This is a genomic window from Ruegeria sp. YTSC003 (assembly GCF_059609785.1).
Map to the genome: position 1 here is coordinate 191,480 of NZ_JBXWMK010000006.1, position 22,294 is coordinate 213,773.

At 57.6% G+C, this 22,294-nt stretch carries 23 protein-coding genes; 13 read left to right on the forward strand and 10 right to left on the reverse strand.

Annotated features, from left to right (window positions below; all coding sequences use genetic code 11):
* On the reverse strand, positions 1-1,458 hold the full coding sequence (locus AC2FFH_RS13340) for a 2-isopropylmalate synthase (protein WP_496778880.1): 1,458 nt from the start codon (positions 1,456-1,458) through the stop codon (positions 1-3).
* Between the two features lie 147 nt (positions 1,459-1,605).
* Between AC2FFH_RS13340 and AC2FFH_RS13345 the strand changes: the two genes are divergently transcribed.
* The 3 genes from AC2FFH_RS13345 to AC2FFH_RS13355 all read left to right on the forward strand — a co-directional run bounded on the left by AC2FFH_RS13345 (position 1,606) and on the right by AC2FFH_RS13355 (position 5,316).
* Positions 1,606-3,264, forward strand: a complete 1,659-nt coding sequence (locus tag AC2FFH_RS13345) for an NAD+ synthase (protein ID WP_496767428.1) — start codon at positions 1,606-1,608, stop codon at positions 3,262-3,264.
* A gap of 284 nt (positions 3,265-3,548) precedes the next feature.
* On the forward strand, positions 3,549-3,833 hold the full coding sequence (locus AC2FFH_RS13350; protein ID WP_496844569.1) for a hypothetical protein: 285 nt from the start codon (positions 3,549-3,551) through the stop codon (positions 3,831-3,833).
* A 154-nt stretch (positions 3,834-3,987) separates the two neighbouring features.
* A complete protein-coding gene (locus AC2FFH_RS13355) occupies positions 3,988-5,316 on the forward strand; it encodes an NAD(P)/FAD-dependent oxidoreductase (protein WP_496844570.1) in 1,329 nt (442 codons plus the stop codon).
* Between the two features lie 4 nt (positions 5,317-5,320).
* Here the strand turns inward: AC2FFH_RS13355 and AC2FFH_RS13360 are convergent, their stop codons facing one another.
* Positions 5,321-6,253, reverse strand: coding sequence for an MBL fold metallo-hydrolase (locus AC2FFH_RS13360; RefSeq protein WP_496844571.1), 933 nt, complete (start codon positions 6,251-6,253; stop codon positions 5,321-5,323).
* An 89-nt stretch (positions 6,254-6,342) separates the two neighbouring features.
* Between AC2FFH_RS13360 and AC2FFH_RS13365 the strand changes: the two genes are divergently transcribed.
* Together AC2FFH_RS13365 and gltX are read left to right on the forward strand one after the other, a co-directional pair.
* A complete protein-coding gene (locus AC2FFH_RS13365; RefSeq protein WP_496844573.1) occupies positions 6,343-6,804 on the forward strand; it encodes a DUF1801 domain-containing protein in 462 nt (153 codons plus the stop codon).
* Between the two features lie 60 nt (positions 6,805-6,864).
* Positions 6,865-8,190, forward strand: coding sequence for a glutamate--tRNA ligase (gltX, locus tag AC2FFH_RS13370; RefSeq protein WP_496767420.1), 1,326 nt, complete (start codon positions 6,865-6,867; stop codon positions 8,188-8,190).
* Between the two features lie 50 nt (positions 8,191-8,240).
* Here the strand turns inward: gltX and AC2FFH_RS13375 are convergent, their stop codons facing one another.
* Positions 8,241-8,810, reverse strand: coding sequence for a gamma-glutamylcyclotransferase family protein (locus AC2FFH_RS13375; protein ID WP_496844575.1), 570 nt, complete (start codon positions 8,808-8,810; stop codon positions 8,241-8,243).
* A 95-nt stretch (positions 8,811-8,905) separates the two neighbouring features.
* Here AC2FFH_RS13375 and AC2FFH_RS13380 point away from each other — a divergent pair, with 95 nt between their 5' ends.
* Positions 8,906-9,358, forward strand: coding sequence for an RrF2 family transcriptional regulator (locus AC2FFH_RS13380; RefSeq protein ID WP_496844577.1), 453 nt, complete (start codon positions 8,906-8,908; stop codon positions 9,356-9,358).
* Here AC2FFH_RS13380 and AC2FFH_RS13385 read toward each other — a convergent pair.
* Entirely contained in the window at positions 9,355-11,883 is a 2,529-nt protein-coding gene (locus tag AC2FFH_RS13385) for an ABC transporter permease (RefSeq protein ID WP_496844579.1), read from the reverse strand. The genes AC2FFH_RS13380 and AC2FFH_RS13385 overlap by 4 nt on opposite strands.
* Positions 11,880-12,575 (reverse strand): ABC transporter ATP-binding protein, encoded by a 696-nt coding sequence (locus tag AC2FFH_RS13390; RefSeq protein ID WP_496706040.1) that lies wholly within the window; start codon positions 12,573-12,575, stop codon positions 11,880-11,882. Before AC2FFH_RS13390 ends, AC2FFH_RS13385 begins: the two co-directional genes overlap by 4 nt.
* A gap of 66 nt (positions 12,576-12,641) precedes the next feature.
* Between AC2FFH_RS13390 and AC2FFH_RS13395 the strand changes: the two genes are divergently transcribed.
* Together AC2FFH_RS13395 and AC2FFH_RS13400 are read left to right on the forward strand one after the other, a co-directional pair.
* Positions 12,642-13,268 (forward strand): arylesterase, encoded by a 627-nt coding sequence (locus AC2FFH_RS13395; RefSeq protein ID WP_496725891.1) that lies wholly within the window; start codon positions 12,642-12,644, stop codon positions 13,266-13,268.
* Positions 13,269-13,272: 4 nt separating this feature from the next.
* Entirely contained in the window at positions 13,273-13,887 is a 615-nt protein-coding gene (locus tag AC2FFH_RS13400; protein ID WP_496767412.1) for an SOS response-associated peptidase, read from the forward strand.
* 5 nt (positions 13,888-13,892) lie between these two features.
* Here AC2FFH_RS13400 and AC2FFH_RS13405 read toward each other — a convergent pair whose 3' ends face one another.
* Positions 13,893-14,453, reverse strand: a complete 561-nt coding sequence (locus AC2FFH_RS13405; RefSeq protein WP_058278724.1) for a L,D-transpeptidase — start codon at positions 14,451-14,453, stop codon at positions 13,893-13,895.
* A 178-nt stretch (positions 14,454-14,631) separates the two neighbouring features.
* Positions 14,632-14,838 (reverse strand): cold-shock protein, encoded by a 207-nt coding sequence (locus tag AC2FFH_RS13410; protein WP_058273677.1) that lies wholly within the window; start codon positions 14,836-14,838, stop codon positions 14,632-14,634.
* A gap of 326 nt (positions 14,839-15,164) precedes the next feature.
* Here AC2FFH_RS13410 and AC2FFH_RS13415 point away from each other — a divergent pair, with 326 nt between their 5' ends.
* Positions 15,165-15,374 (forward strand): hypothetical protein, encoded by a 210-nt coding sequence (locus AC2FFH_RS13415; RefSeq protein WP_496738963.1) that lies wholly within the window; start codon positions 15,165-15,167, stop codon positions 15,372-15,374.
* A gap of 175 nt (positions 15,375-15,549) precedes the next feature.
* Here the strand turns inward: AC2FFH_RS13415 and AC2FFH_RS13420 are convergent, their stop codons facing one another.
* Positions 15,550-15,678: a hypothetical protein gene (locus AC2FFH_RS13420; RefSeq protein ID WP_496767410.1), complete on the reverse strand. Its 129-nt coding sequence runs from the start codon at positions 15,676-15,678 to the stop codon at positions 15,550-15,552.
* Positions 15,679-15,896: 218 nt separating this feature from the next.
* On the opposite strand from AC2FFH_RS13420, the gene AC2FFH_RS13425 reads away from it, so the two are divergent.
* On the forward strand, positions 15,897-16,253 hold the full coding sequence (locus AC2FFH_RS13425) for a hypothetical protein (RefSeq protein WP_496844583.1): 357 nt from the start codon (positions 15,897-15,899) through the stop codon (positions 16,251-16,253).
* A 240-nt stretch (positions 16,254-16,493) separates the two neighbouring features.
* Here the strand turns inward: AC2FFH_RS13425 and ettA are convergent, their stop codons facing one another.
* Both ettA and AC2FFH_RS13435 read right to left on the reverse strand, forming a co-directional pair.
* Positions 16,494-18,149, reverse strand: coding sequence for an energy-dependent translational throttle protein EttA (gene ettA / locus AC2FFH_RS13430; RefSeq protein ID WP_496738966.1), 1,656 nt, complete (start codon positions 18,147-18,149; stop codon positions 16,494-16,496).
* 88 nt (positions 18,150-18,237) lie between these two features.
* On the reverse strand, positions 18,238-19,524 hold the full coding sequence (locus tag AC2FFH_RS13435) for a KAP family P-loop NTPase fold protein (protein WP_496767406.1): 1,287 nt from the start codon (positions 19,522-19,524) through the stop codon (positions 18,238-18,240).
* A gap of 187 nt (positions 19,525-19,711) precedes the next feature.
* On the opposite strand from AC2FFH_RS13435, the gene AC2FFH_RS13440 reads away from it, so the two are divergent.
* The 3 genes from AC2FFH_RS13440 (at position 19,712) to dacB (ending at position 22,292) form a co-directional block, all read left to right on the forward strand.
* On the forward strand, positions 19,712-20,095 hold the full coding sequence (locus tag AC2FFH_RS13440; RefSeq protein ID WP_496734444.1) for an MOSC domain-containing protein: 384 nt from the start codon (positions 19,712-19,714) through the stop codon (positions 20,093-20,095).
* Positions 20,096-20,127: 32 nt separating this feature from the next.
* Positions 20,128-20,748, forward strand: coding sequence for a nicotinate-nucleotide adenylyltransferase (locus AC2FFH_RS13445; protein ID WP_496767402.1), 621 nt, complete (start codon positions 20,128-20,130; stop codon positions 20,746-20,748).
* A gap of 65 nt (positions 20,749-20,813) precedes the next feature.
* A complete protein-coding gene (gene dacB / locus AC2FFH_RS13450; protein ID WP_496725898.1) occupies positions 20,814-22,292 on the forward strand; it encodes a D-alanyl-D-alanine carboxypeptidase/D-alanyl-D-alanine endopeptidase in 1,479 nt (492 codons plus the stop codon).
* Positions 22,293-22,294: the final 2 nt, after the last annotated feature.

Genomic DNA, 22,294 nt, shown 5'->3' on the forward strand with positions numbered 1-22,294 from the left:
TTACCCGTCAGAGGCGGATGTATCAGGCTCGGTTTCGGTATCCGTCGCGTCGGGCGCGCTTACGTTCTCACTGGGTAGGACGCCGTTTTCCCAAACGCCGGTTTCTTCCAGGCCATTGGCATAACGCATCGTGCCATTGCCGTGGCGTTTGTTATCCAGAAAGGTGCCTTCGTACACGTCGCCGGTGGCATAGGTTGCCACACCCTGACCACTGATTTTGCCTTCGGCCCAGCCGCCGGTATAGCTGAATCCGCGTGGGGTTTTTATAGTTCCCTCGCCGTGACGCTGACCGTCTTGGAAATCGCCTTCATAGGACGTTCCGTCCGGAAATGTCGCCTTGCCTTTGCCCTGACGCGCGCCATCTACCCAGTCGCCTTCGTAGCGATACCCGTTTGCGAATGTCAGAACGCCCGTGCCATGGCTCAGGCCATTCTTGAACTGTCCCTGGTAAACAACACCGTTGGGATACGTGGCCTTGCCGTTGCCCTCAAAGATGCCAGCCGTCCATTCGCCGTCATAGACGGTGCCATCCGGATAAGTCTGAACGCCTTTGCCATGCGGCAGATCTGCGCTGAAATCACCAGTATAGGTCGCGCCATCAGGATAGGTGACCTCACCCAGTCCTTCGATCTGGCCGTCCACCCATTCGCCGGTGTAATCAAACCCGTCGGTCCCAAGAAAGCGTCCTTTTCCGTGGCGGCGGTCATCGGCATATTCGCCCTCATAAGTCGCACCGTTGGCATAGGTGGCCTTGCCATTGCCCTGACGGCGGCCATCAACCAGATCGCCCTCGTAAAGGTCGCCATTGGCCTGCAACAAGCGGCCCTTGCCGGTCATGCGGTCCTGAGACCAATCACCGGTATATGTCATGCCATCCGGAACGGTCAGAGTACCCTGGCCATCGCGCAATCCGTTGTTGATTTGCCCTTCATAGACGCTGCCTTGCGTCGAGGTGATCTTGCCCTCGCCGTGCTTGACGCCATCCTTCCAGTCGCCATCGTAGACGTAACCGCTGGGGTCGGTCAGAACGCCTTTGCCGTGATAGCGCGCGTCGCTGAAGCTGCCCTCGTATCGGACGCCGTTGGTGTATATTGCAACTCCGGTCCCGTTGATGGACCCTTCGGCCCATTCCCCCTCATAGCTGCCTCCGTCGGGGTATATGATCTTGCCCTGCCCCTCGGGTTGCCCCTTCGCGAACATCCCCTCGTAGACCGAGCCGTTGACATAGCGCGCTATGCCTTTGCCCTGAATTTCGCCTTCGACCCATTCGCCGACATATTCGAACCCGTTTGGCAGGCGGTAAGTGCCTTCGCCGTGGCGCAGGCCGTTCAGGAATGTGCCCTCGTACACGCCGCCAACATCATCATCCGCAACGATGACCTGCCCGTCCTGCGCAAAGGCGGATGCGGCCAGCAAAGCCATCGCCGTGGCGGCCAAAGAAATGCGGATAGCGTTCATGGTTTTTCCTGCCTTGCCCGGTTGTCACGTTTTAAAGCAAAACTAAGATACCCGTGCGGACAGAGCAACGTGTTTTGCCTCATTTGACTTTCACTCGCGGTGCGATCTGCTAAATGGCATTAGGACTGACGAGGGCAAGAGGGCAGCATGGCCAACCGTTTCCGCATTACTCTGGCACAACTCAATCCCGTTGTTGGGGACATCCAAGGCAATTTGGACAAAGCGCTTGCGGCGTGGGAGCAGGGGCGCGAAGCTGGTGCCGACCTTGTGGCTTTCCCCGAAATGTTCATTACCGGTTACAACACGCAGGATTTGGTGATGAAGCCGGTGTTCCATCAAGCGGCCATGGCGGCGGTTCAGTCGCTGGCTGCACAATGTGCCGATGGCCCTGCCATTGCAATTGGTGGTCCGTGGACGGAAGACGGCAAGCTTTTTAATGCCTACCTGATCCTCAAGGGCGGTCGCATCGGCAGCAAGGTGCTGAAACATCACCTGCCGAATGAAACCGTGTTCGACGAAGTTCGCCTTTACGACGCGGGCCCGTTGGGGGGGCCGTACTCGGTTGGTAACTCGCGGATCGGTAGCCCGATCTGCGAAGACAGTTGGCACCCGGATGTCTCGGAAACACTGGAAGAGACCGGGGCCGAGTTTCTGCTGATCCCCAATGGCTCACCTTACTTCCGCAACAAATATGATGTGCGCCTCAATCACATGGTCGCCCGTGTGGTCGAGACCGGCTTGCCGCTGATCTACCTGAACATGGTGGGCGGTCAGGACGATCAGGTTTTTGATGGCGCGACTTTCGGCCTTAACCCGGGCGGAGAACTGGCCTTTCGAATGCCGGTCTTTGATGAGGCCGTAACACATGTCGATCTGGAACACGGTGATGAGGGCTGGCGTATTGTGCCTGCTGAAGTTGTGCCGCAGCCGGACGAATGGGAGCAGGACTATCGTGCCATGGTCCAATCCCTGCGCGATTACATGGGCAAGACCGGGTTCAAAAAGGCGTTGTTGGGGCTGTCGGGTGGAGTGGACTCGGCGTTGGTCGCGGCAATTGCCGTTGACGCAATCGGTGCGGAAAACGTCCGTTGCGTGATGCTGCCATCGGAATACACCAGCCAGGCCTCGCTGGATGACGCTGAAGCCGTCGCCAAGGCGCTGGGCGTGCATTACGACTATGTTCCGATCTCGGACAGTCGGGCGGCGGTGACAGACACTTTGGCCCCGTTGTTTGCGGGCCGCGAGGCGGATTTGACCGAGGAAAACGTCCAATCCCGCCTGCGCGGTTTGCTGCTGATGGCGATCTCGAACAAGTTTGGCGAAATGCTGCTGACCACGGGCAACAAGTCCGAGGTGGCTGTGGGTTACGCGACCATCTATGGCGACATGAATGGCGGCTATAACCCGATCAAGGATCTGTATAAAACGCGCGTGTTCGAAACATGCCGCTGGCGCAATGCCAATCACCGTGACTGGATGATGGGCCCCGTAGGCGAGGTGATCCGACCGTCGGTCATTGATAAACCCCCCAGTGCTGAGCTGCGCGAAGACCAGAAAGACAGTGACAGCCTGCCGGACTACCCGGAACTGGACGCGATCCTGGAAATCCTGGTCGACCGCGATGGCTCGATCGCTGATTGCGAAGCAGCAGGATTCGAAGCAGATGTCGCCCGTCGCGTAGAGCATCTGATCTATATCAGCGAATATAAGCGGTTTCAGTCCGCACCAGGTACGCGCTTGACCAAGCGAGCCTTCTGGCTGGACCGCAGATACCCGATTGTGAATCGTTGGCGAGATCGGTCTTGAGCTGAAACCACGCGTATTTTTATAAGTCTCCGATCGTTTCCAAAAAGGGTGCTTGAGGGCGCGCTTTTATTCATTGTCCCTGTGGCGGGGACAGTGCATATCTAGATTCGGCTTAGGCCGTTTAACACGCTTGAAATCAGGACATTTTTCTGACACATTTTAGCTTAATTGCCGCCTCATGTGGGGCAGATGCGGCGCATTCTTAAGTGGCTCGATGTTTATGATCGAGTTTTGTTTGTTACGCATCGTGAATTGCGTGTCTGTGTTAACGATTTGGTGTGAAAATGCGTGAGCAATACGATAGACCACTCCACTCGCCGCTTCCGTGGCGTTCGATGGAATCTGAGGGTCATGAATTAGACGAAGATCAGGTCGATTCTGCCATTGCCGACCTCTTGGGGGCTGAGATGCCGCCAGAGCAAAAAACGGTACCAGGGCAATCAGTGGCTTTTTCGATTCTGCCTGAACTGCTTTCACAAGAAAGCATGGCCGAAGGCTCTGCCGACAACGATGCTGGGCTTACAGCCACATTGCGTCAGAAATGGGCGGAACTCTGCGGCGCTGCTTGACGGCCCGAGCCCGCTGAACTGAACAGTGCCAGAGATCATTCTGGCACTATAACCACAGCTTCTGAAAATTGTGATCGGCGCGTCAGGCGACATGTTGCCTATTGTCTGATACCGCGCATTCATTGCGGTCCGAGCAATGAAGTAAGAGCGGCGGATGCCCGGTCCAAAACCAACTCCTGTAGAACCCGATCTGCATCTGCCCAAGTCTGTTGACGTTGTGGTCATAGGCGGCGGAATCATCGGCGCATCAACGGCTTTAGAGCTATCAGAGCGGGGCGCGTCGGTTTTGCTGTGCGAAAAAGGCCATATCGCGGGCGAACAAAGTTCGCGAAACTGGGGATGGGTGCGATTGGGGCTGCGAGACCCTCGGGAAATCCCGCTCATGTTAGAGGCGCAGCAGATCTGGCAGGGCCTGGATCAACGCACCGGACGCCAAACCGGTTTTACGCGTTCCGGCATCCTTTTTGGTGCATCGGGGAAACGGGATCATGCAAATCTTGAACGCTGGATGCGCCATGTTGAAGGCCTCCACACTGGCGCTCAGATGGTTTCGGGTGCTGAACTGGATGGCTTGCTACCCGACGATCAATCGGGGTTGAAAGTTGCCCTGCACATGCCAAGGGATGGACGAGCCGAGCCGCAATGGGCCGCCCCTGCGATCGCTGAAGCCGCACGTGACAAAGGGGCGTGCCTGATGACCAACTGCGCAGTACGCAGCGTTGATGTCGAGAACGGTTATGTCTCAGGTGTGTTTACCGAACGTGGCCGGGTGGCTTGTGCACGGGTGGTTCTTGCCGGAGGCGCGTGGTCGCGGCTTTTTGCGGGAAATGCGGGGATTGACCTGCCACAGCTTAAGGTTCTCAACACGGTCTTACGCACTTCACCGGTGAATGGGCCGGAAACAGCAATATGGTCAGATGACTTCGCGATGCGAAAAAGGGCCGATGGCGGTTATACAATTGCATCCGGGCACGAGAATACGGTTGATATTGTCCCGGACAGTTTTCGGCTTGCGATACAGTTTTTACCAGCGTTCCGGCAGGAGTGGCGGTCCCTGCGGTTCAGGCTTTCCAAGCGCTGGGCGGCAGAGGCGAGCGAAGACCGATCATGGTTGCACACCGACGTCACGCCATTCGAACATTGCCGTGTGCTGGATCCTGAGCCCTCGGCCAAGGTCTTGAGGCAGTCATGGACACGCGCGCGCAAAGGGTTCCCGGTGCTGGAGCAGGCAGAGATCGTTCAAAGCTGGGCAGGTTTGATCGACGTCACCCCGGACGCCATTCCGGTAATATCTTCAGTCGATACCATGTCAGGGATGTTCATCGCCACGGGGTTTTCAGGTCATGGATTTGGAATCGGCCCCGGAGCGGGGCGTTTAATGGCCGATCTGGTTTGTGAAACCACGCCATGCGTTGATCCGGCCGCCTTTCGCCTGTCCCGATTTACGGATGGTTCAAAGGTGCGGCCGGACCCGGGATACTAGGGTACTATCCCATCATCTGGTAGCTGACCGGCACAAAGCGGAACCCGTCGCCACGGGGTTCAACGAAGCCAGCTGCCGGGAATGGCATGTGATAGCCGATCATCGGAACCTTGTCGGCGGCCAGCATGCCCAGCACGTCGCGGCGCGATGCCGTGGCGGCTGCTTTGTCCATGTCAAAGCGAACCTCCCACTCGGGGTGGGCAAAGGACCAGACGTAGTGGTTGGCCAGATCGGCCGTCAGAACCAGACGCTGCCCATTGCTTTCCAGATGATAGACCGTATGACCAGGCGTATGGCCATAAGCTGCAACAGCAGTGATGCCCGACGAGACTTCACCGCCATTTTCAACAAAGGTCATCTTCTCGGCCAATGGCGTGACCTTGGCATCGACCAGATCCCCGACACGATTGCCTGCGTCCTGCGCCGCCCAGAAGTCATATTCCGGAGAGGAGGTAACATAGCGCGCGTTCGGGAATGTCGGCGCGTCATTTATTGTCATGCCGCCGATATGGTCGGGATGCATATGGGTGATGACGACGACATTGATTTGATCCGGGGTAACACCCGCATCAGCCAGTGCCGCTTGAATACCATCTTGGCCCAGCCCTGTGTCGAACAAGACCAACTCCGACCCGGTATTGACCAAAGTCGGGGTAAAGAAGAATTGCGCGACATCTGGTGAGATGAAATTGTCTGCTGAGACCTTTGCAAAGTCTTCATCAGATGCCCCGCCGCCAAATATCTCTTGCGCTCCGTCACGGGGCAGGCTGCCGTCCAGCAACGTCGTGACGGTGAAATCGCCCAAAGTGAACGATTTGGCGATGGTAGAATTTGCCTTGGTCTCGGCTCCGGCTGCCAGAACCGGTGCGGCGGCTGCGGCAAAAGGTAAAGCTGCCGCTGATCCCAGTGCTGCGCGGCGTGTCAATTTGATGGTCATGTTGGTTCTCCCTGTCAGAACACCAATAGGTGAATTAGATCGGCGCGAGTCTCTTGCCAGTGTATACCCTTTTCAAATGGGCTGCGTGGATGAACATTACGTGTTATTTTTTGTTTATGGCGCGATCTGGGAATAAAACTGCCCCCACAGGGCAAAGCGTCGAGGGCTTTTTGGCGGCTGTTCAACCGGCGAAGAAGGCAGATGATGCCCGGGCGTTGGATGCCCTCTTTCGGCACGCGACCGGGTTTGAACCCGTTATGTGGGGGGCGTCGATTGTGGGCTATGGTCGTTACCATTATCGCTACAAGTCCGGGCGCGAAGGAGAGTTTCTGGCAACCGGGTTTTCCCCGCGCAAAACGGCTCTGTCGATCTACATCATGCCCGGCTACGCGGATTTCGGGGATATTCTATCCAGACTGGGTAAACACAAGCTGGGCAAGTCCTGTCTCTATGTGAACAAGCTGGCGGATATTAACACGAATGTTCTGTCTGAACTGATCTGCGCCGGGCTAAAGGACTTGAATCAGCACTGGCCGGTCCAGCCGACCTGAACGCCTTAGCTGGACAATCGACCAATCCTGTGACATGAGCCGCGCCAACAGGAGACACCTATGACAACCACCCGTTTTGCCCCGTCGCCCACCGGTTACATCCACGTGGGCAACCTGCGCACCGCCCTGATGAACTATCTGATCGCACGCAAGGCCGGCGGTACGTTCATCCTGCGCATCGATGACACCGATCCTGAGCGGTCGAAGGAAGAATATGTCGATGCGATCAAGCAGGATATGGAGTGGCTGGGCCTGCACTGGGACCGGGTTGAGCGTCAGTCGGATCGTCTGGACCGTTATGCCGAAGCCGCAGACAAGTTGCGCGAGATGGGCCGGTTCTATGAGGCATTCGAGACGCCCACCGAGCTGGACCTCAAGCGTAAGAAGCAACTGAACATGGGCAAGCCGCCGGTCTATGACCGCGCGGCGCTGAACCTCAGTGATGCCGAGAAAGAAGCGCTGCGGGCCGAGCGTGGCAGCGGCGTCTGGCGCTTCAAGCTGGATCACGAGCGGATCGAGTGGAATGACGGCATTCTGGGCGACATCTCGATCGATGCGGCATCCGTGTCCGATCCGGTTCTGATCCGTGGCGACGGTCAGGTTCTCTACACGATTGCGTCGGTGGTGGATGACACCGAAATGGGCGTCACCGATGTGGTGCGTGGCTCGGACCATGTGACCAACACCGCGACCCAGATTCAGATCATCGAGGCGCTGGGCGGCACCTGCCCGCGTTTTGCGCACCATTCGCTGTTGACCGGTCCGCAAGGAGAGGCCCTGTCGAAGCGACTTGGCACGCTTGCTCTGCGTGATCTGCGTGAACAGGGCGTGCAGCCGATGGCGTTGCTGAGCCTGATGGCGCGTCTAGGCTCCTCCGACCCGGTTGAGCTGCGCTCGGAAATGGCGGAACTGATTGAAGGTTTCGATGTGAACCGTTTTGGGGCTGCGCCGACCAAGTTCGATGTGCAGGACCTGTTCCCGCTGACGGCAAAGCATCTGCAGTCCCTGCCTTTGGCCGACGTGGCCGAGGCTGTGGCTGATGCTGGTGTTCCTGCCGATCTGGCCGAACCCTTCTGGGCGATGGCGCGCGAGAACATCACCACTTTGGCTGATCTCAAGGGCTGGTGGGAGCTGTGCCGCGATGGGGCTGAGCCGCTGATCGCGGATGAGGATCGTGAGTTTATCGCCGAGGCTATGGCGCTGCTGCCTGAAGGTTCGTTCGATGGCGAAACCTGGGGCAAATGGACCAGCACGGTCAAAGAAGCGACCGGCCGCAAGGGCAAGGGCCTGTTTATGCCGTTGCGCAAGGCGCTGACCGGCATGGAACGCGGGCCTGAGATGGCCACGTTGCTGCCCCTGCTGCAGGTAATCCGCGCAAAAGCTTGAGCGTATTGGAGAGAATGAGGAAAAGCGGGGTCGTTCGATCCCGCTTTTTTCTATGCGTTCTGCACAATCCGGGTTGAGAGACGGCTGAGACGATCATCCACGAATTCAGCCTCGGCTGGTTTCAATTGTTGATGGCGCGGGTATCGGGGCTCGGTCCGGTCGTTCAGGATTGGTGCATCCCATCCATCTGTGGTGCAAAAGAAACGATCTGCGCCCTCTTCACCAAATGCGCGCAGGTATCCCTGCACGACCACATCAATGTAACTCAGTAGCAATGGGTGGTGATTGCTTGGAGCGCTGTGCCGGTCAGGAGACACAGCGTAGACGGCAATCTCGACCTCGTGCTTTATAGGGTGCGTGACGGATTGTGTAGCGGGAATTCGGCTATAGGCCCACTCCCGTTCGTCTAGGGCGATCCAATCATTTTTCGGGACATGGGCGATCATACCTTCGATTTCGGACGCGGGGTCTGGTATCGCAGTCAGAAAGGCGACTGGCCGCAGGTCAGTATGCCGCCAAGCGCGCCGCCAGCCTTTGAGACGGGCAGGATGCGGATCGGGAAAGTCATGGGTCGACAGATTCACAAGGCTGCCGTAGCCAAAGAAATAGGGATCTGCCATGGGCCTGCGTGTCCTTTCCTGACGATTGATGTATGTCAAACCGCTTTTATGCCGGACATGCAATAAGTCTGCATCTTGAAACTTGGGAGGTCACGATGCGGATAACCAAACGGACGAACATTGCGGTACGGCTGCTGATGTATTGTGCAGCGCATCAGGATAGGCTGGTTACCAAGTCCGAGATTGCCGAAGTCTGCAATATTTCCGAGAACCATCTGGCACAGGTCATCAATCAGCTCAGCCAATTGGACTATCTAAGTACTCAGCGCGGTCGCAACGGCGGTATGATATTGGCCCGGTCGGCCGAACAGATCCGGATCGGATCGGTGTTTCGTGATGTCGAAGGCAACCTGCCGCTGGCCGAGTGTTTTGCGGATGCCGACAACACCTGCCCATTGACGGATGCATGTCGATTGCGGATGGCGCTTCAGGACGCGGCTGAGGTCTTCTATGCCTCACTGGACGAGATTACGCTGGAAGCCCTGATCTGCGACAACGATCCTTTGCTGCAGATCCTGCAACCGGTTGCCTGCGAGCGTGCAGGTTAATCGCTGGCACGCAGGATGCGGGCAGGGCGGACGGCCAGGGGACGCAGGGCAAAGATCAGCCCCGCGCCAAGTGTCACGATGATGCCAGCCAGAACAATTCCGATTGCAGACGGCCAGATCACCGAGAATTTCGTGTCGAAAATATAGGTGGCAACGGCCCACCCACCTAGGATGCCGGTCAGTAGCGCAACGCCACCAGCAGCCGCGCCCAACAGCGCGGCGCGCAGGGCAAAGCTGAACAGGATGCGCCGCCGGTCCGCGCCCAGTGTTTTGAGGATCGCGGCCTCATATCGGCGCGCGGGTTCCCCGGCCGCGGCAGCACCGATAAGGACCAAGAAGCCGGTCAGCAGAGAAATACCCGCGCCGTATGACGTTGCCGCTGCGATGCCCGCCAGCAGGCCCGAGACGCGGTCAATCGCGTCGCGCACCCGGATCGCCGTTATGTTGGGGAACTTCCCGGCCAAATCGCGCAGAATTGCAGTTTCGGCCTGTTCTTCGGCATAGACCGTCGCGATAAAGCTGTGCGGGGCACCTGCAAGGGCCGATGGGTTCATGGACATGATAAAGCCCATACCTGCGTTTGAAAAATCAACCTCGCGCGTTGATGTAAGTTCTGCGGTAATGTCCCGGCCCAAAATATTCACGGTCAATTGGTCGCCGAGTTTAAGGCCCATTTCTTCCGCCTCCTCGGCTGCGAAACTCACCTGCGGGGTACCGGTATAGTCTTCGGCCCACCATTCGCCCGAGGTTATGCGCGCGTTATCAGGTGGCCGGACGGAATAGGTGATGCCCCGGTCGCCATCCAGTACCCAATGATCGCCTGCCACTTCGCGGGCGGGCTTGTCGTTGATCTGCGTTATGATCCCGCGCAGCATCGGTGCGCTTTCGATCCGGCTGACGCCGGGGTCGGTGGTTAACCTGTCGTTAAAACCCGGCATTTGGTCCTTCTGGATGTCGACGAAAAAGTAAGACGGGGCAACGTCCGGCAAGTTGCCGGAAATTGCATTGCGCAAGGTGCCGTCGATCTGCCCAACGGCCGCCAGAACCGAAAGCCCAAGACCCAGAGACAGTACAACGGATGCAGCGCCCTCGCGAGGGTCGGAAATGGCCGACAAGGCCCACCGAAGGGCCGGACGCCCGCGCGCTGATGGGGCGCTAAGCCGAGCCAGCCGGCGCACCGCATAGGCCGCAGCGGACAGCAGCAGCAACGCGCCCACCAACCCTCCGGCGGTCCAGAACGTCAGGCGCGCCGAGCCGCTGAACCAGGCAGCTGACGCGATCAGCAGCGCGAGGCCGGAACCAGTTGCGATGAGGTACACCCCTCGTGGAACCGCACGTGCCGAGGTCAGAGCATCCCGAAACAGGGTCGCTGCGCGGACGTCTTCGGTGCGGGCAAGGGGCCAGAGCGTGAACAGAAAGGCCGTCAGTAAACCGTACAACGCTGCTTCGGCAAGCGGTGCCGGATAAAATGAGAAAACCGCGGGTACAGGCAACCGGGCTTCAATCAAGGGGGCCAGCAGCAGCGGCAGCAACCCGCCCAAGGCAAGGCCCAGCAAGATCCCGATCCCCGACAGGACACCGATCTGGATCATATAAGTTTGGAAAATTGTCGCCCTGTCAGCGCCCAGAGTGCGCAATGTCGCGATAGTCTCGGTCTTTTGCGACAGATAGGCGCGCACAGCCGCCGATACTCCGATACCGCCGACTGCAAGGCCCGACAACCCGACCAGAACCAGAAATGCGCTGAGCCGCCCGACAAACTCGGCAATCCCCGGCGCACCGTTGCGCGCGTCGGTCCAGCGCATACCGGTACCCTCAAAGTTCTGACGCGCTTCTACCGCTAGATATTGCAGCTCGGTTCCTGATGGCAGGGCTAGGCGGTATTTGGTGGAAAACAGGGTTCCCGGTGCCAACAGGCCGGATGCTTGCAAGTCTTCGGTCCGCACCAGCGTGCGAGGGCCCAGACCAAAGCCATCTGCCGCCCCGTCCGGTTCATGGATCAATGCGGCGGTCAGGATGAATTCTTGCGTCCCCAGTGCAAAGCGATCTCCGACGGAAAGACCCAACCGGTCAATCAGCGACGGATCCATTACCGCGCCGGGAAGACCTTGATGTGTCCCTAAAGCCACCGACAGGGGCATTGCAGGCTTCAAAACCGGAGACCCCAATAACGGGTAGGTGTCGTCGACTGATTTAACCTGTGTCAGCGCGCGTTGCGTTTCAGCGCCCTGATCAGCAACAGCCATAGAGCGAAAATCGACCACTTCAGAGACAGCTGTCCCGGTCTGGTCCATCCAGGCGCGTTCGTCATCTGTGGCAAATCGGTAGGTGAATTCCAGTTGCGCATCCCCGCCCAACAGGGCCGCGCCTTCTTCGGCCAATCCAGCTTGGATCGCGTGGCGCACCGATCCAACTGCTGCGATTGCGGCGACACCCAGCGCAAGACACGCGAGGAAAACGCGAAACCCATGCAGCCCGCCCCGAAGTTCACGGCGTGCCAGACGCCCGGCCAGCCGAAAGCTCATTCCGCAGCCTTTTGCTGGCTGTCTTCCGAAATTCGCCCGTCGCGCAAGCGTACAACCCGATCGCACTTGCGCGCCAGACTATGACTGTGGGTTACAAGCACCAGAGTGGCGCCGTGTTTGTCGCGCAGGCCGAACAATAAATCGACGATAGCCGCGCCGTTCGTTTCGTCCAGATTTCCTGTCGGTTCATCCGCCAGCAAAATTTGCGGACGCGGCGCGGCGGCCCGGGCCAGCGCAACGCGTTGTTGTTCGCCGCCCGACAATTGCGCCGGATAATGATCGCGGCGGTGCGACAGGCCAACCGCGTCAAGTTCTGCCGCAGCGCGTTGAAACGCATCCTTGTGTCCGGCCAATTCCAGCGGCGTGGCCACATTTTCCAGGGCGGTCATTGTTGGGATCAGATGAAAGTTCTGAAAGACGACCCCCATCGCATTGCGTCTGAAACGGGCCAGAGAATCCTCATCCATGCCAGTCAGATCCTGGCCAAGGGCTGTGATCTTGCCCGCGCTTGCCTGTTCCAACCCGCCCATCAGCATCAACAGCGAGGATTTGCCGGACCCGGACGGTCCGACAAGCCCAAGCGTTTCGCCTTTGGCGACGGTCAGGGTAATATCGTGCAGGATATTGACCCGGCCGGCATTGCCATCCAGCGACAAAGCGGCATTTTGGAGCGAAAGAACTGGTGTCGTCATAAGTACGTCCAAAAGGAGACGGTCATTTTGGGATATGGAGTTGTTCAAAAAATGCGCAAGGCTCTGATGGCTTTACTGTTTGCGTGTTGCGGCTTTGCCGCCACAGCGGAACCGTTGGTCATCGCGGCCCTCGGGGACTCGCTGACACAAGGATACGGGCTGCCGGAACAGGACGGGTTCGTACCACAGTTGGATCAATGGCTGAAGGATCAGGGCGCAGACGTGCAATTGATCAATGCCGGAGTTTCCGGGGATACGACAGCTGGCGGCGCGGCCCGTGTGGATTGGACGCTTACACCTGACGTGGACGCGATGATCGTAGCGCTGGGCGGCAACGATCTGCTGCGCGGTATCGACCCGGCTGTCTCGCGCGCGCACCTTGAGACAATCGTAACCTCCGCCCGGGCGGCGGAGGTTGAGGTGTTGCTGATCGGAATGCAGGCACCGGGGAATTACGGGGTCGATTACAAGCAGGCCTTTGATGCGATGTACCCGGATCTGGCCAAGGCATATCAGCTTGTGTTTGCGGAAAGCTTTTTTGAAGGGTTGCAGCCAAACGGCGACCCGAGCGCAGTCCGGCAGTTCATGCAACCGGACGGAATTCACCCCAACAAAGAAGGCGTGGCGCGGATTGTAGCAGCGCTTGGGCCTTACGTGCTGGAGCTGGTCGAAACCTCGACCAAGCAGGATTGAGAAGATGCCCGGGCGATTTTTTCTGACACGGCCAATGTCTGAGATCGCCCAGTTTTTGAATGTCCAGTGTGACGTGGACCCACAGCCGCCGCGAAGGAACATTCAACCGGGTCAGGAACTGATCGTTCTGACTACCCAAGGTCTGACGCCCATGCGTTGGGGCATGATCCCGGTTGGGCGCGTCAATGCGCGCGGTCGACCGGTGATGGAAACCATAATCAACGCCCGATCCGAAACCGTCTTTGACAAAACCGCCTTCGATGGCGTTGGCCGAGCCGTTGTTCCAGTCGACGGGTGGTACGAGTGGATAGGCGAAAAACGTCGAAAAACAGCATGGCGCATCGCCTCGGCGGATGGCTCACCTCTGTTCTTCGCTGCGATCACCGACAGTTGGCAGGCTCCGGGCGGTCTGCGGGTTGACCAGTTTGCAGCTGTGACCTGCCCACCTAATGCTGATCTGGAGCCGATACACCATCGAATGGGCGTCCTGCTGCAACCTGCCGACATTCAGACATGGGTTACAGGAACCGAGGACGACGCCAAGGCTCTGGCGCAACCTTGGCCGGACGGGTTGTTGCAGATCGAAGAGGCGACGGACGTAGACTGGTCCGGGTCGTGACCGCCTCAGACAACCGTGACCACAGTTCCCACCGGTACACGCTCATACAAGTCGATGACATGGGCGTTCAGCATCCGAATGCATCCGTTTGAGGCCGCGCGCCCGATGGTTTGCGGTTGCGTCGTGCCGTGGATACGGAAATAGGTGTCGACCCCATTCTGAAACAGGTAGAGCGCGCGTGCCCCCAGCGGGTTTCCATCTCCGCCCGGTTGAACATAATCATTGTCCTTGAACTTGGCGTAAGTCAGCGGTTCACGTTCGATCATCTCGTTCGTGGGGCGCCATGTCGGCCACTCTTTCTTGACGTCGATCGTGGCTGTGCCGGTGAATTCCAAACCTGCCTTGCCAACGCCGCACCCATAGCGGATCGCCTTGCGCGGTTCTGTGATGAGATACAGGTAGAAGGACCGTGGCGCGACCAGAAGCTGCCCCGGCAGAAATTGTTTCTTGACCCGAACGAACTGGGGCGTGGGGTCGTATTCAACGGCTTTCTTCTTGGCCGAAGCAATACCGGGTGTCAGGCCAGCGGCAGCAGATGCTGCAAGGAAAGTGCGACGTGTGAACATATCGGTTCTCTTAAGGACAACAGGAAAATCGTAAACCAGTGTCGGAATGATAACCGATCTGGTCAATCATCTGCCAAGAGTAACCGTATTGTGATGTAATCGCAGGGACACACTTGTGTTGCAGTTTTGTCCCGCGTGATGTGAAAAGGGCAGAGGTAACCTCTGCCCTTTCATGGCCTTAGGCCAGTGCGATATCGTCGGCGCTTTCGCGGCCGTCACGACCAGCGCGCAGCTCGTACGTGACTTTCTGGTTGTCGGCCAGACCGGTCAGGCCCGAACGCTCGACAGCCGAGATGTGAACGAAGATGTCTTTGCCGCCATCCTCAGGTGCGATAAAGCCAAAACCTTTGGTGGTGTTGAACCATTTTACGGTGCCTGTGGGCATATCCGTTGTCTCCTGTTTAGTGCTGCCCACGGAGTTGCGGCAGCCCGGCGTCGTTGTCTGTATCGATAGACTGAGCGCCGGAAACGGTGACAGTGGGTCGAAATAGAAAAACGTAAGCCCCATTGATATGGCATCGGGGTGGGCGTGTGACAAGGGATTTTGTGCGTTTCGTACAAGGGTTTGAGGGCCAGTTTCCCGATTTGCACAAGAATCCGCCGATGGGTTTGGCTATTGGTTCAGCGGTCTTTGATAAGGAAAGGCCATGCGATCTGTGCGCTGAGTGGGCATCTAGAAAACTCCAACCAAGCCTGTGATCAGGTTGCAGCATGAGCAATCACTGCCGCATCCGCATTCCCGGAGCCAAGTACTTTTTTGCCGCGTCTCTGGCCGATCGATTATCGGATTTGTTAGTACGCGAGTTGGAGCAATTGCGCGCGGCCTTTGTGGTGACGCGTTTGTTGTGTTGCCGGATCATCGGCACGCGGTTTGAACCTTGCCGCCGGGAGATGTGGATTATTCGACACGGTGGCGGTTGACCAAAATTCGGTTTGTACGGGGTGTCGGCGTATTCGGTCCGCGGGGCGGGTCGAAAGTTGTCGAATAGAAACGTGGGATTTGGCAACGCAGGTTTTCGGAGCACTGGATCCGTGATGAGCGAGATTTTCGTAATCACATGGCACATTGCTGGGGTAATCCTGTCAAACACGGTTTTTAGAGCTTCCAACCCATAGGCCGAATTCGTCCATTCACCACGATATTGGTGCGGGTCGCGTTGATCTGGAATGGAGTGGCATCGCCACCAAAAGGGAGATTGTCGAACCGTAGGATGGGTGATTTCACCCATCACTCCTCTGCAGAACCTAAGTTTAGAACCCCGACAATCCGCAAAAGAAGCACTTAAAACTATCAGCAAAAAATAGTGCCGTAACGTCACGATAGGGGCGGTGGCATGAGCTTTAGTTCGCAAAGCCACATCACAAAAAGACTTTTTGACTGGCTGTTCAAAAATGACGCAGAACGCGGATTTCTTCCCCGTTGGCACTTGATCATTCTTTCATATGTACGCTGCACCGCTGCGGGTGGCCACTCACGGAAACACGGTCCTTGAGCCGACGTCCACCGCACGCTCGGATCGGCCCGCAGCGGAACATTGCAACGAATATTCAGTTTTAACAATTTCGAGAAACCCAACACGCACGGTGAAAGATATGTTTTTCAAGTCGATCTTAGACCACATTTTCAAATCAGCGGAGCAGGAAAATTCGGTGCCAAAAGAGCTTGCCGGGAAAACGCAAATTGCGAACTCTGGAGCGGTTAACAAAAAGGAACTGACTGTGCTTTTTGGAGATGTTCTGAACGAGAAGCAGGTTCGGAGTGGTGAAAACCAACAGCCAGTCGGCCAGTCGCAAAAGTAACTGACTTCCGTAGACTGTTGTAAGGCACAGATCGAGAACGCGCGGACAACGTGACTTGTGTTGTGAGAGGCTGAACTCCGACCGGCTGCTTAAGGCTCACAAATGGTCTGGAGAAGCTTAGAATAACAGCCGCACACGCCAGTCAAACCGTATTACCGATATCTACGTTGTTACTCATTTCAATCAGGCTATTTGAGGCCCGGAATCAAATACGTTGGTTCCGGGCTTCAATCTAAGTTCTTACCGCGCAAACTTCTTATGCTTCAACCGCTTGGGCTCCAGCGCATCCGGTCCAAGGCGGCGCTTTTTGTCCTCTTCGTAATCCTCAAAGTTGCCCTCGAACCATTCCACATGGGCATCGCCCTCGAACGCCAGAATATGCGTGCAGATCCGGTCCAGGAAAAAGCGGTCGTGCGAGATGACCACGGCGCAGCCGGCGAAATCGACCAGCGCGTCTTCCAACGCACGCAGGGTTTCGACGTCCAGATCGTTGGTTGGTTCATCGAGCAGCAGGACGTTGCCGCCCTCTTTCAGCAGGCGGGCCATGTGGACGCGGTTGCGCTCACCGCCGGACAGCAACGAGACTTTCTTCTGCTGATCGCCGCCCTTGAAGTTGAAGGACGAGCAATAGGCGCGAGAATTGACCTGCGCGTCGCCCAGTTGGATGATCTCGGCACCGCCAGTAATCGCCTCCCACACGGTGTCGCTGTCGGCAAGGTCGTCGCGGGACTGGTCGACATAAGACAGCTCGACCGTGTCGCCCAGCGTGATGGTGCCGCTATCGGGCTGTTCCTGACCGGTGAGCATCTTGAACAGGGTCGATTTACCGGCGCCGTTGGGGCCGATTACACCGACAATGCCGCCGGGGGGCAGGGCAAAGTCCAGCCCTTCGATCAGTTGCTTGTCGCCCATGTGTTTCGACAGACCCTCGACCTCGATCACCTTGCCGCCAAGGCGCTGGCCGTTGGGGATGACGATCTGGGCGCGGGTCAGCTTTTCGCGTTCGGACTGTTCGGCCAGCTCGTTGTAGGCGTTGATCCGGGCCTTGGATTTGGCCTGACGGGCCTTTTGGCCCTGACGCATCCAGTCCAGTTCGCGCTGCAGGGTTTTCTGCTTGGACTTGTCCTCGCGGGCTTCCTGTTCCAATCGTTTGGCCTTTTGTTCCAGCCATGCGGAGTAGTTGCCCTCGTAAGGCAGGCCCCGACCACGGTCGAGTTCAAGGATCCAGCCGGTGATGCTGTCCAGGAAATAGCGGTCGTGGGTGACGATCAGGATAGTGCCCTTGTAGTCGATCAGGTGTTGCTGCAGCCAGGCGATGGTTTCGGCGTCCAGGTGGTTGGTCGGTTCATCGAGCAGCAGCATGTCGGGGGCCTGCAGCAGCAGTTTGCAGAGCGCGACCCGGCGTTTCTCACCGCCCGACAGGTTGGCGATGTTGGCGTCGTCTGCTGGGCAGCGCAGCGCCTCCATCGAGACGTCGATCTGGCTGTCGAGGTCCCACAGGTTTTGGCTGTCGATCTCGTCCTGCAGTTTGGCCATCTCATCAGCGGTTTCGTCGCTGTAGTTCATCGCCAGTTCGTTATAGCGATCAAGGATCGCCTTCTTTTCGGCCACGCCTAGCATGACGTTTTCTCGAACGCTGAGGGTTTCATCCAGTTTCGGTTCCTGCGGCAGATAGCCGACCTTGGCACCCTCGGCGGCCCAGGCCTCGCCGGTGAAGTCCTTGTCGAGGCCCGCCATGATCTTCATCAACGTCGATTTACCCGCGCCGTTGACGCCTACAACACCGATTTTCACACCGGGCAGAAAGCTCAGGTGGATGTTTTCAAAGCACTTCTTGCCACCGGGATAGGTCTTGGAGACACCCTGCATGTGGTAGACATATTGATAGGCGGCCATGTCGCGTCCTCTGGGTCGGGGAAATCAAGTTGGGCGGTGTGATAGCGGATGCTTTGGGTGGGGGCAATCGCGGATGATTGCAACGGCACTATCTGATTTCCAGTGCGCTAGAGTCAAAGACCTCCAGATATTCGTCACATGTTTCTGGAAGGAGATACTCGGATATCAATAGCTGGCCTGGTCCCCATTCCACTTGGCTTCCAGAAGCAGCCTTCAATACAAGGTTCCACAGGTGCTGTTCGTCCGAACCAAAGCTAAAAACCTGTTGCAGGTTTTGTACCGTTACCTCGTTCCGTCTCATCGCTTCGTACACGCCAGGAGCGCAAACCTTCACGATTGCTGCAGTGACCAATATCTCGTCTGAAATGTGTTGCGGCCTGTTTGGTGGAAGCAAGGCAAGAACTGACAGGATCCGTTGAATAGTCCTTGGGGTCATAGGTGTCGGACCTTTGTAAAGCTTTAGCAACGCACCTGTTATTTCGTGAATGGATTTGGGTATCTGCATTTGGCCAGACGCGTGAAGGAAGTAGAGTTCATAGTCCTGAGTGTACTGAATGCGTCGCGGCAGTTTCATAACGATAGAGTAGAACTTCTGAAGATAAGTCGCCGCATCTACTTTGCTCCCATACCGTACACGAACACTGTTCTCCAATTCCGATAGGTTTACCCCCAATACGAAGTGAACGCCTGATACGTTGAAGAAGTGCTTGATGATCTCCAGCAGCGAAAGTGCATAGTCCGGGCGGCACCTGTCCAACTCGTCAATTACAACGATGAGTTTTCGTGTTGGGGTTTCATCCTCGTTTGGTTCTGTCAAATCAATAAGTGCTTGACGGAAACCTTCCATAGCTACGCGTTTTCCGCTCTCTCTTTTCCAGAACTCGGCTATTTCGCCGTCTAGCTCGCTGGAAACGGTGTTGATAGCGGCATCTGCCAATTCGTCTGCCTGAGTTACGAGGCCCGCCGTTGCCACTGAAACCCCAGTGCGCACAAGCGCGCGGCCGAGGGCGGGGGCGACTTGTTTGGCTTTTTTCCAAGCCTTCTGAGCGGTTTTGTCATCTGCTTCTTCGAACCGTTCGGCAATCGCTCCGGTCAGCGCAATCAAAGGATCGTCCAGAAAGTCATGTTCGAACGCGTCGAAATAAACGGTTTGAGTCGTGTTCCCGTCACGTTTCAGATGCTCTCCAACCCAACACTTTAGGAATAACGATTTGCCGCCCCCCCACGCTCCGTCCAAAGCAATCACAAGTGGGTCGTCGACGCGCTCAACCAGTTCCGATAGTTTTTCGCCGGTGGGTTTGCGTGAGAGTTTGTCGTGTTCGTCAAACCCATCTTTGTAAAGCTTGATTTTGGGTTCGGGAATGGTCGGGCGCATGTTTGGCTCCAATTCACAAATCAATCAGCGCTGCTATTAGCGGCTGCCTCGGGAACGGCCAGACTGCTAGATGAGGGGAGGTGTGAAATTCTCGGAGCCTTTTTTGTCCTTAAAAGATCTCATTGCCGGTTGGTCGCAGCCGGGTCATATTGAATGGATCGGTCTTCGGTCTGAGCGGCGGTCGGAGATGGTTGTTGTGAACGAGGTCGTGATTTCCAATGACGGTCTCGACGGCGACCGCAGCCGCGCGGGCAAGCGGGCGGTGACTTTGATTCAGCAAGAACATCTGGCGGCGATCGGATCCTATCTTGGGCGGGGTGCCGTCTCCCCGGACATCCTACGGCGCAATCTGGTGGTGTCAGGGATCAATCTGGCGGCGCTCAAGGGGCGCGAGGTGCAGGTGGGGGAGGCCGTTTTACGCATCACCATCATCTGTGCGCCTTGCAGCCGGATGGAAGAGGCGCTGGGCACAGGCGGGTACTCTGCCGTGCGCGGCCATGGGGGATGGTGCGCCGAAGTGCTGCGGCCCGGGCGGGGCAAGCTGGGCGATGAGGTTCGACCGATTGATTGACAACGTTGTCCAGTTCTGAACATCAGCAAGGCATGGATCGTTTTAGTATTCCATACGCGCGGCCCGGGCAGGTCATCGGGCTGTTCGGAGGGTCGTTTGACCCGCCGCACCAGGGGCATGTGCATGTCACGCTTGAGGCGATGAAGGCGTTTGGACTGGATCGGGTGTGGTGGTTGGTGTCTCCGGGCAACCCTTTGAAGGCGCGGGGGCCTGCGCCGCTTGCGCAGCGAATGGCGGCGGCGCGTGGGCTGATGCAACACCCTGGGGTCGAGGTGACGGATATCGAAGCGCAGACTGGGACGCGGGCCACGGCGGATACGTTGGCCGAACTGCGGCGTCTTTATCCCAAAGTGCGGTTTGTCTGGATCATGGGCGCGGATAATCTGGCGCAGTTCCATAAGTGGAAGAATTGGCGGTTGATCATGGACAGCGTGCCTGTCGGTGTGATTGCGCGCCCCGGCGACCGGATTTCTGCGCGAATGTCCCCTGCTGCGCGGCTTTACGCCAAGTACCGCATAGATGGGCAGGCGCGGCGTCTGCTGGGGCGCGCCGATGCGCCCGCGTGGTGTTTCGTGAACGTACCGATGGTCGATGTAAGTTCCAGCCAAATCCGGGAGCGCGGTGGCTGGGGCGCTGAGGTGTTGCCGGAATAGCCCCATGCGCGCATAATCTATATCTGTGGTTGTGCGTATTTAATCTGTGAGATTTTATTCGACTTATGACTGATCGATTTTCTCGACGTGGATTTTTAGCAGGGCTGGGGGCAGCTTTGATCCCTTCTGCTGTGCTGGCCGAGGCGCCTTTGGTCTCGTTGCGCCCTCAATTGCGAGGCGACGTACCGACCGGGGTCGAGCGACTTGTCCAAGCGGCCGGGTTACGTGGTGAGGTGGTGTTCGCGGTGGCGGATGCAACAACGGGCACGCAGCTGGAAGAGTTCAGCGGCGATCAGGGGCTGCCGCCGGCAAGCGTGGCCAAGGCGCTGACAGCTCTTTATGCGTTGGATGTCTTGGGGTCGGACTACCGGTTCGAGACCGCCCTGATGGCGGATGGACCGATCGAAAATGGTATCCTGAAAGGTGACTTGATCCTTGTGGGAGGTGGCGACCCGCTGCTGGACACCGATGCGTTGGCCAATTTGGCGGCGAATTTGCGCGAGGCTGGGATTTCCGAAGTTCAGGGTGCGTTCAAGGTTTATGAGGGGGCGCTGCCTTATGTGTTCAGTATCGATCCGGGGCAGCCGGATCATCTGGGCTATAGTCCTTCAATCAGTGGCATATCGTTGAATTTCAACCGGGTGCACTTTGAGTGGAAACGTGATGGTACCCGCTATGACGTGTCCATGGATGCGCGCAGCGCGCGGTACAAACCGTCGGTCGATGTGGCCTCTATGCAGATTGAGAAACGAAAAGCGCCTATCTACACCTATGAATCCAGCGCGCGGCAGGACCGCTGGACCGTGGCGCAAGGGGCGCTTGGTACTGGTGGGGCGCGGTGGTTGCCGGTGCGCAAGCCTGCGCTTTATGCGGGGGATGTGTTCAGGACGCTGGCGCGCGCGAATGGGATCCAATTGGGTCGCGTGCAGGTCATGCGCGAAACACCGAAGGGAACCTTGCTTGTGGTGCATCACAGTGACCCGCTGGATAGTATACTGCGCGGCATGTTGAAGTATTCGACCAACCTGACGGCTGAGATGGTTGGTATGGCGGCCTCGCAAGCGCGCGGCGCCAACTTGCAATCATTGGCGGATTCTGCGGCCGAGATGAACCGTTGGGCGACCGAGACATACGGTGTGACTGGGATCGCCATGGTGGATCACTCGGGCCTGGGTGATGCGTCCCGAATGGCACCGGGAGATTTGGTAACAGCTCTGGTTGCTGCGAAACAGGCGGGCGCATTGAAACCCTTGCTGAAAAAATTCACCCTTGCGGACAGTCAGGGACGGCCCGTTCAAGACCACCCGATCAAGGTTGATGCTAAAACCGGTACGTTGAACTTCGTATCCGGCCTTGGAGGTTTCATCACAGCGCCGGGCGGTTCCGAACTTGCCTTTGCGATTTTTACTGCAGATGTCGACCACCGTGCCACGATTCCGCGCGCGCAGCGCGAACGACCACAAGGCGCGCGAAGCTGGAACAATCGCTCGCGCAAACTCCAACGCGCACTGATCGAGCGCTGGGGGTCTATGGCCGGAAGCTAAGA

What these genes read in the sequence shown, in the direction of transcription:
- AC2FFH_RS13395 (WP_496725891.1), top strand. Translation starts at nt 12,642, where the DNA reads ATGGCTTTACTGTTTGCGTGTTGCGGCTTTGCCGCCACAGCGGAACCG.
- dacB (WP_496725898.1), top strand. Translation starts at nt 20,814, where the DNA reads ATGACTGATCGATTTTCTCGACGTGGATTTTTAGCAGGGCTGGGGGCA.
- AC2FFH_RS13380 (WP_496844577.1), top strand. Translation starts at nt 8,906, where the DNA reads ATGCGGATAACCAAACGGACGAACATTGCGGTACGGCTGCTGATGTAT.
- AC2FFH_RS13360 (WP_496844571.1), bottom strand. Translation starts at nt 6,253, where the DNA reads ATGACCATCAAATTGACACGCCGCGCAGCACTGGGATCAGCGGCAGCT.
- AC2FFH_RS13410 (WP_058273677.1), bottom strand. Translation starts at nt 14,838, where the DNA reads ATGCCCACAGGCACCGTAAAATGGTTCAACACCACCAAAGGTTTTGGC.
- AC2FFH_RS13400 (WP_496767412.1), top strand. Translation starts at nt 13,273, where the DNA reads ATGCCCGGGCGATTTTTTCTGACACGGCCAATGTCTGAGATCGCCCAG.
- ettA (WP_496738966.1), bottom strand. Translation starts at nt 18,149, where the DNA reads ATGGCCGCCTATCAATATGTCTACCACATGCAGGGTGTCTCCAAGACC.
- AC2FFH_RS13365 (WP_496844573.1), top strand. Translation starts at nt 6,343, where the DNA reads ATGAACATTACGTGTTATTTTTTGTTTATGGCGCGATCTGGGAATAAA.
- AC2FFH_RS13435 (WP_496767406.1), bottom strand. Translation starts at nt 19,524, where the DNA reads ATGCGCCCGACCATTCCCGAACCCAAAATCAAGCTTTACAAAGATGGG.
- AC2FFH_RS13440 (WP_496734444.1), top strand. Translation starts at nt 19,712, where the DNA reads ATGGTTGTTGTGAACGAGGTCGTGATTTCCAATGACGGTCTCGACGGC.
- AC2FFH_RS13345 (WP_496767428.1), top strand. Translation starts at nt 1,606, where the DNA reads ATGGCCAACCGTTTCCGCATTACTCTGGCACAACTCAATCCCGTTGTT.
- AC2FFH_RS13445 (WP_496767402.1), top strand. Translation starts at nt 20,128, where the DNA reads ATGGATCGTTTTAGTATTCCATACGCGCGGCCCGGGCAGGTCATCGGG.
- AC2FFH_RS13355 (WP_496844570.1), top strand. Translation starts at nt 3,988, where the DNA reads ATGCCCGGTCCAAAACCAACTCCTGTAGAACCCGATCTGCATCTGCCC.
- AC2FFH_RS13385 (WP_496844579.1), bottom strand. Translation starts at nt 11,883, where the DNA reads ATGAGCTTTCGGCTGGCCGGGCGTCTGGCACGCCGTGAACTTCGGGGC.
- AC2FFH_RS13340 (WP_496778880.1), bottom strand. Translation starts at nt 1,458, where the DNA reads ATGAACGCTATCCGCATTTCTTTGGCCGCCACGGCGATGGCTTTGCTG.
- AC2FFH_RS13375 (WP_496844575.1), bottom strand. Translation starts at nt 8,810, where the DNA reads ATGGCAGATCCCTATTTCTTTGGCTACGGCAGCCTTGTGAATCTGTCG.
- AC2FFH_RS13405 (WP_058278724.1), bottom strand. Translation starts at nt 14,453, where the DNA reads ATGTTCACACGTCGCACTTTCCTTGCAGCATCTGCTGCCGCTGGCCTG.
- AC2FFH_RS13415 (WP_496738963.1), top strand. Translation starts at nt 15,165, where the DNA reads ATGAGCAATCACTGCCGCATCCGCATTCCCGGAGCCAAGTACTTTTTT.
- AC2FFH_RS13350 (WP_496844569.1), top strand. Translation starts at nt 3,549, where the DNA reads ATGCGTGAGCAATACGATAGACCACTCCACTCGCCGCTTCCGTGGCGT.
- AC2FFH_RS13390 (WP_496706040.1), bottom strand. Translation starts at nt 12,575, where the DNA reads ATGACGACACCAGTTCTTTCGCTCCAAAATGCCGCTTTGTCGCTGGAT.
- AC2FFH_RS13425 (WP_496844583.1), top strand. Translation starts at nt 15,897, where the DNA reads ATGTACGCTGCACCGCTGCGGGTGGCCACTCACGGAAACACGGTCCTT.
- gltX (WP_496767420.1), top strand. Translation starts at nt 6,865, where the DNA reads ATGACAACCACCCGTTTTGCCCCGTCGCCCACCGGTTACATCCACGTG.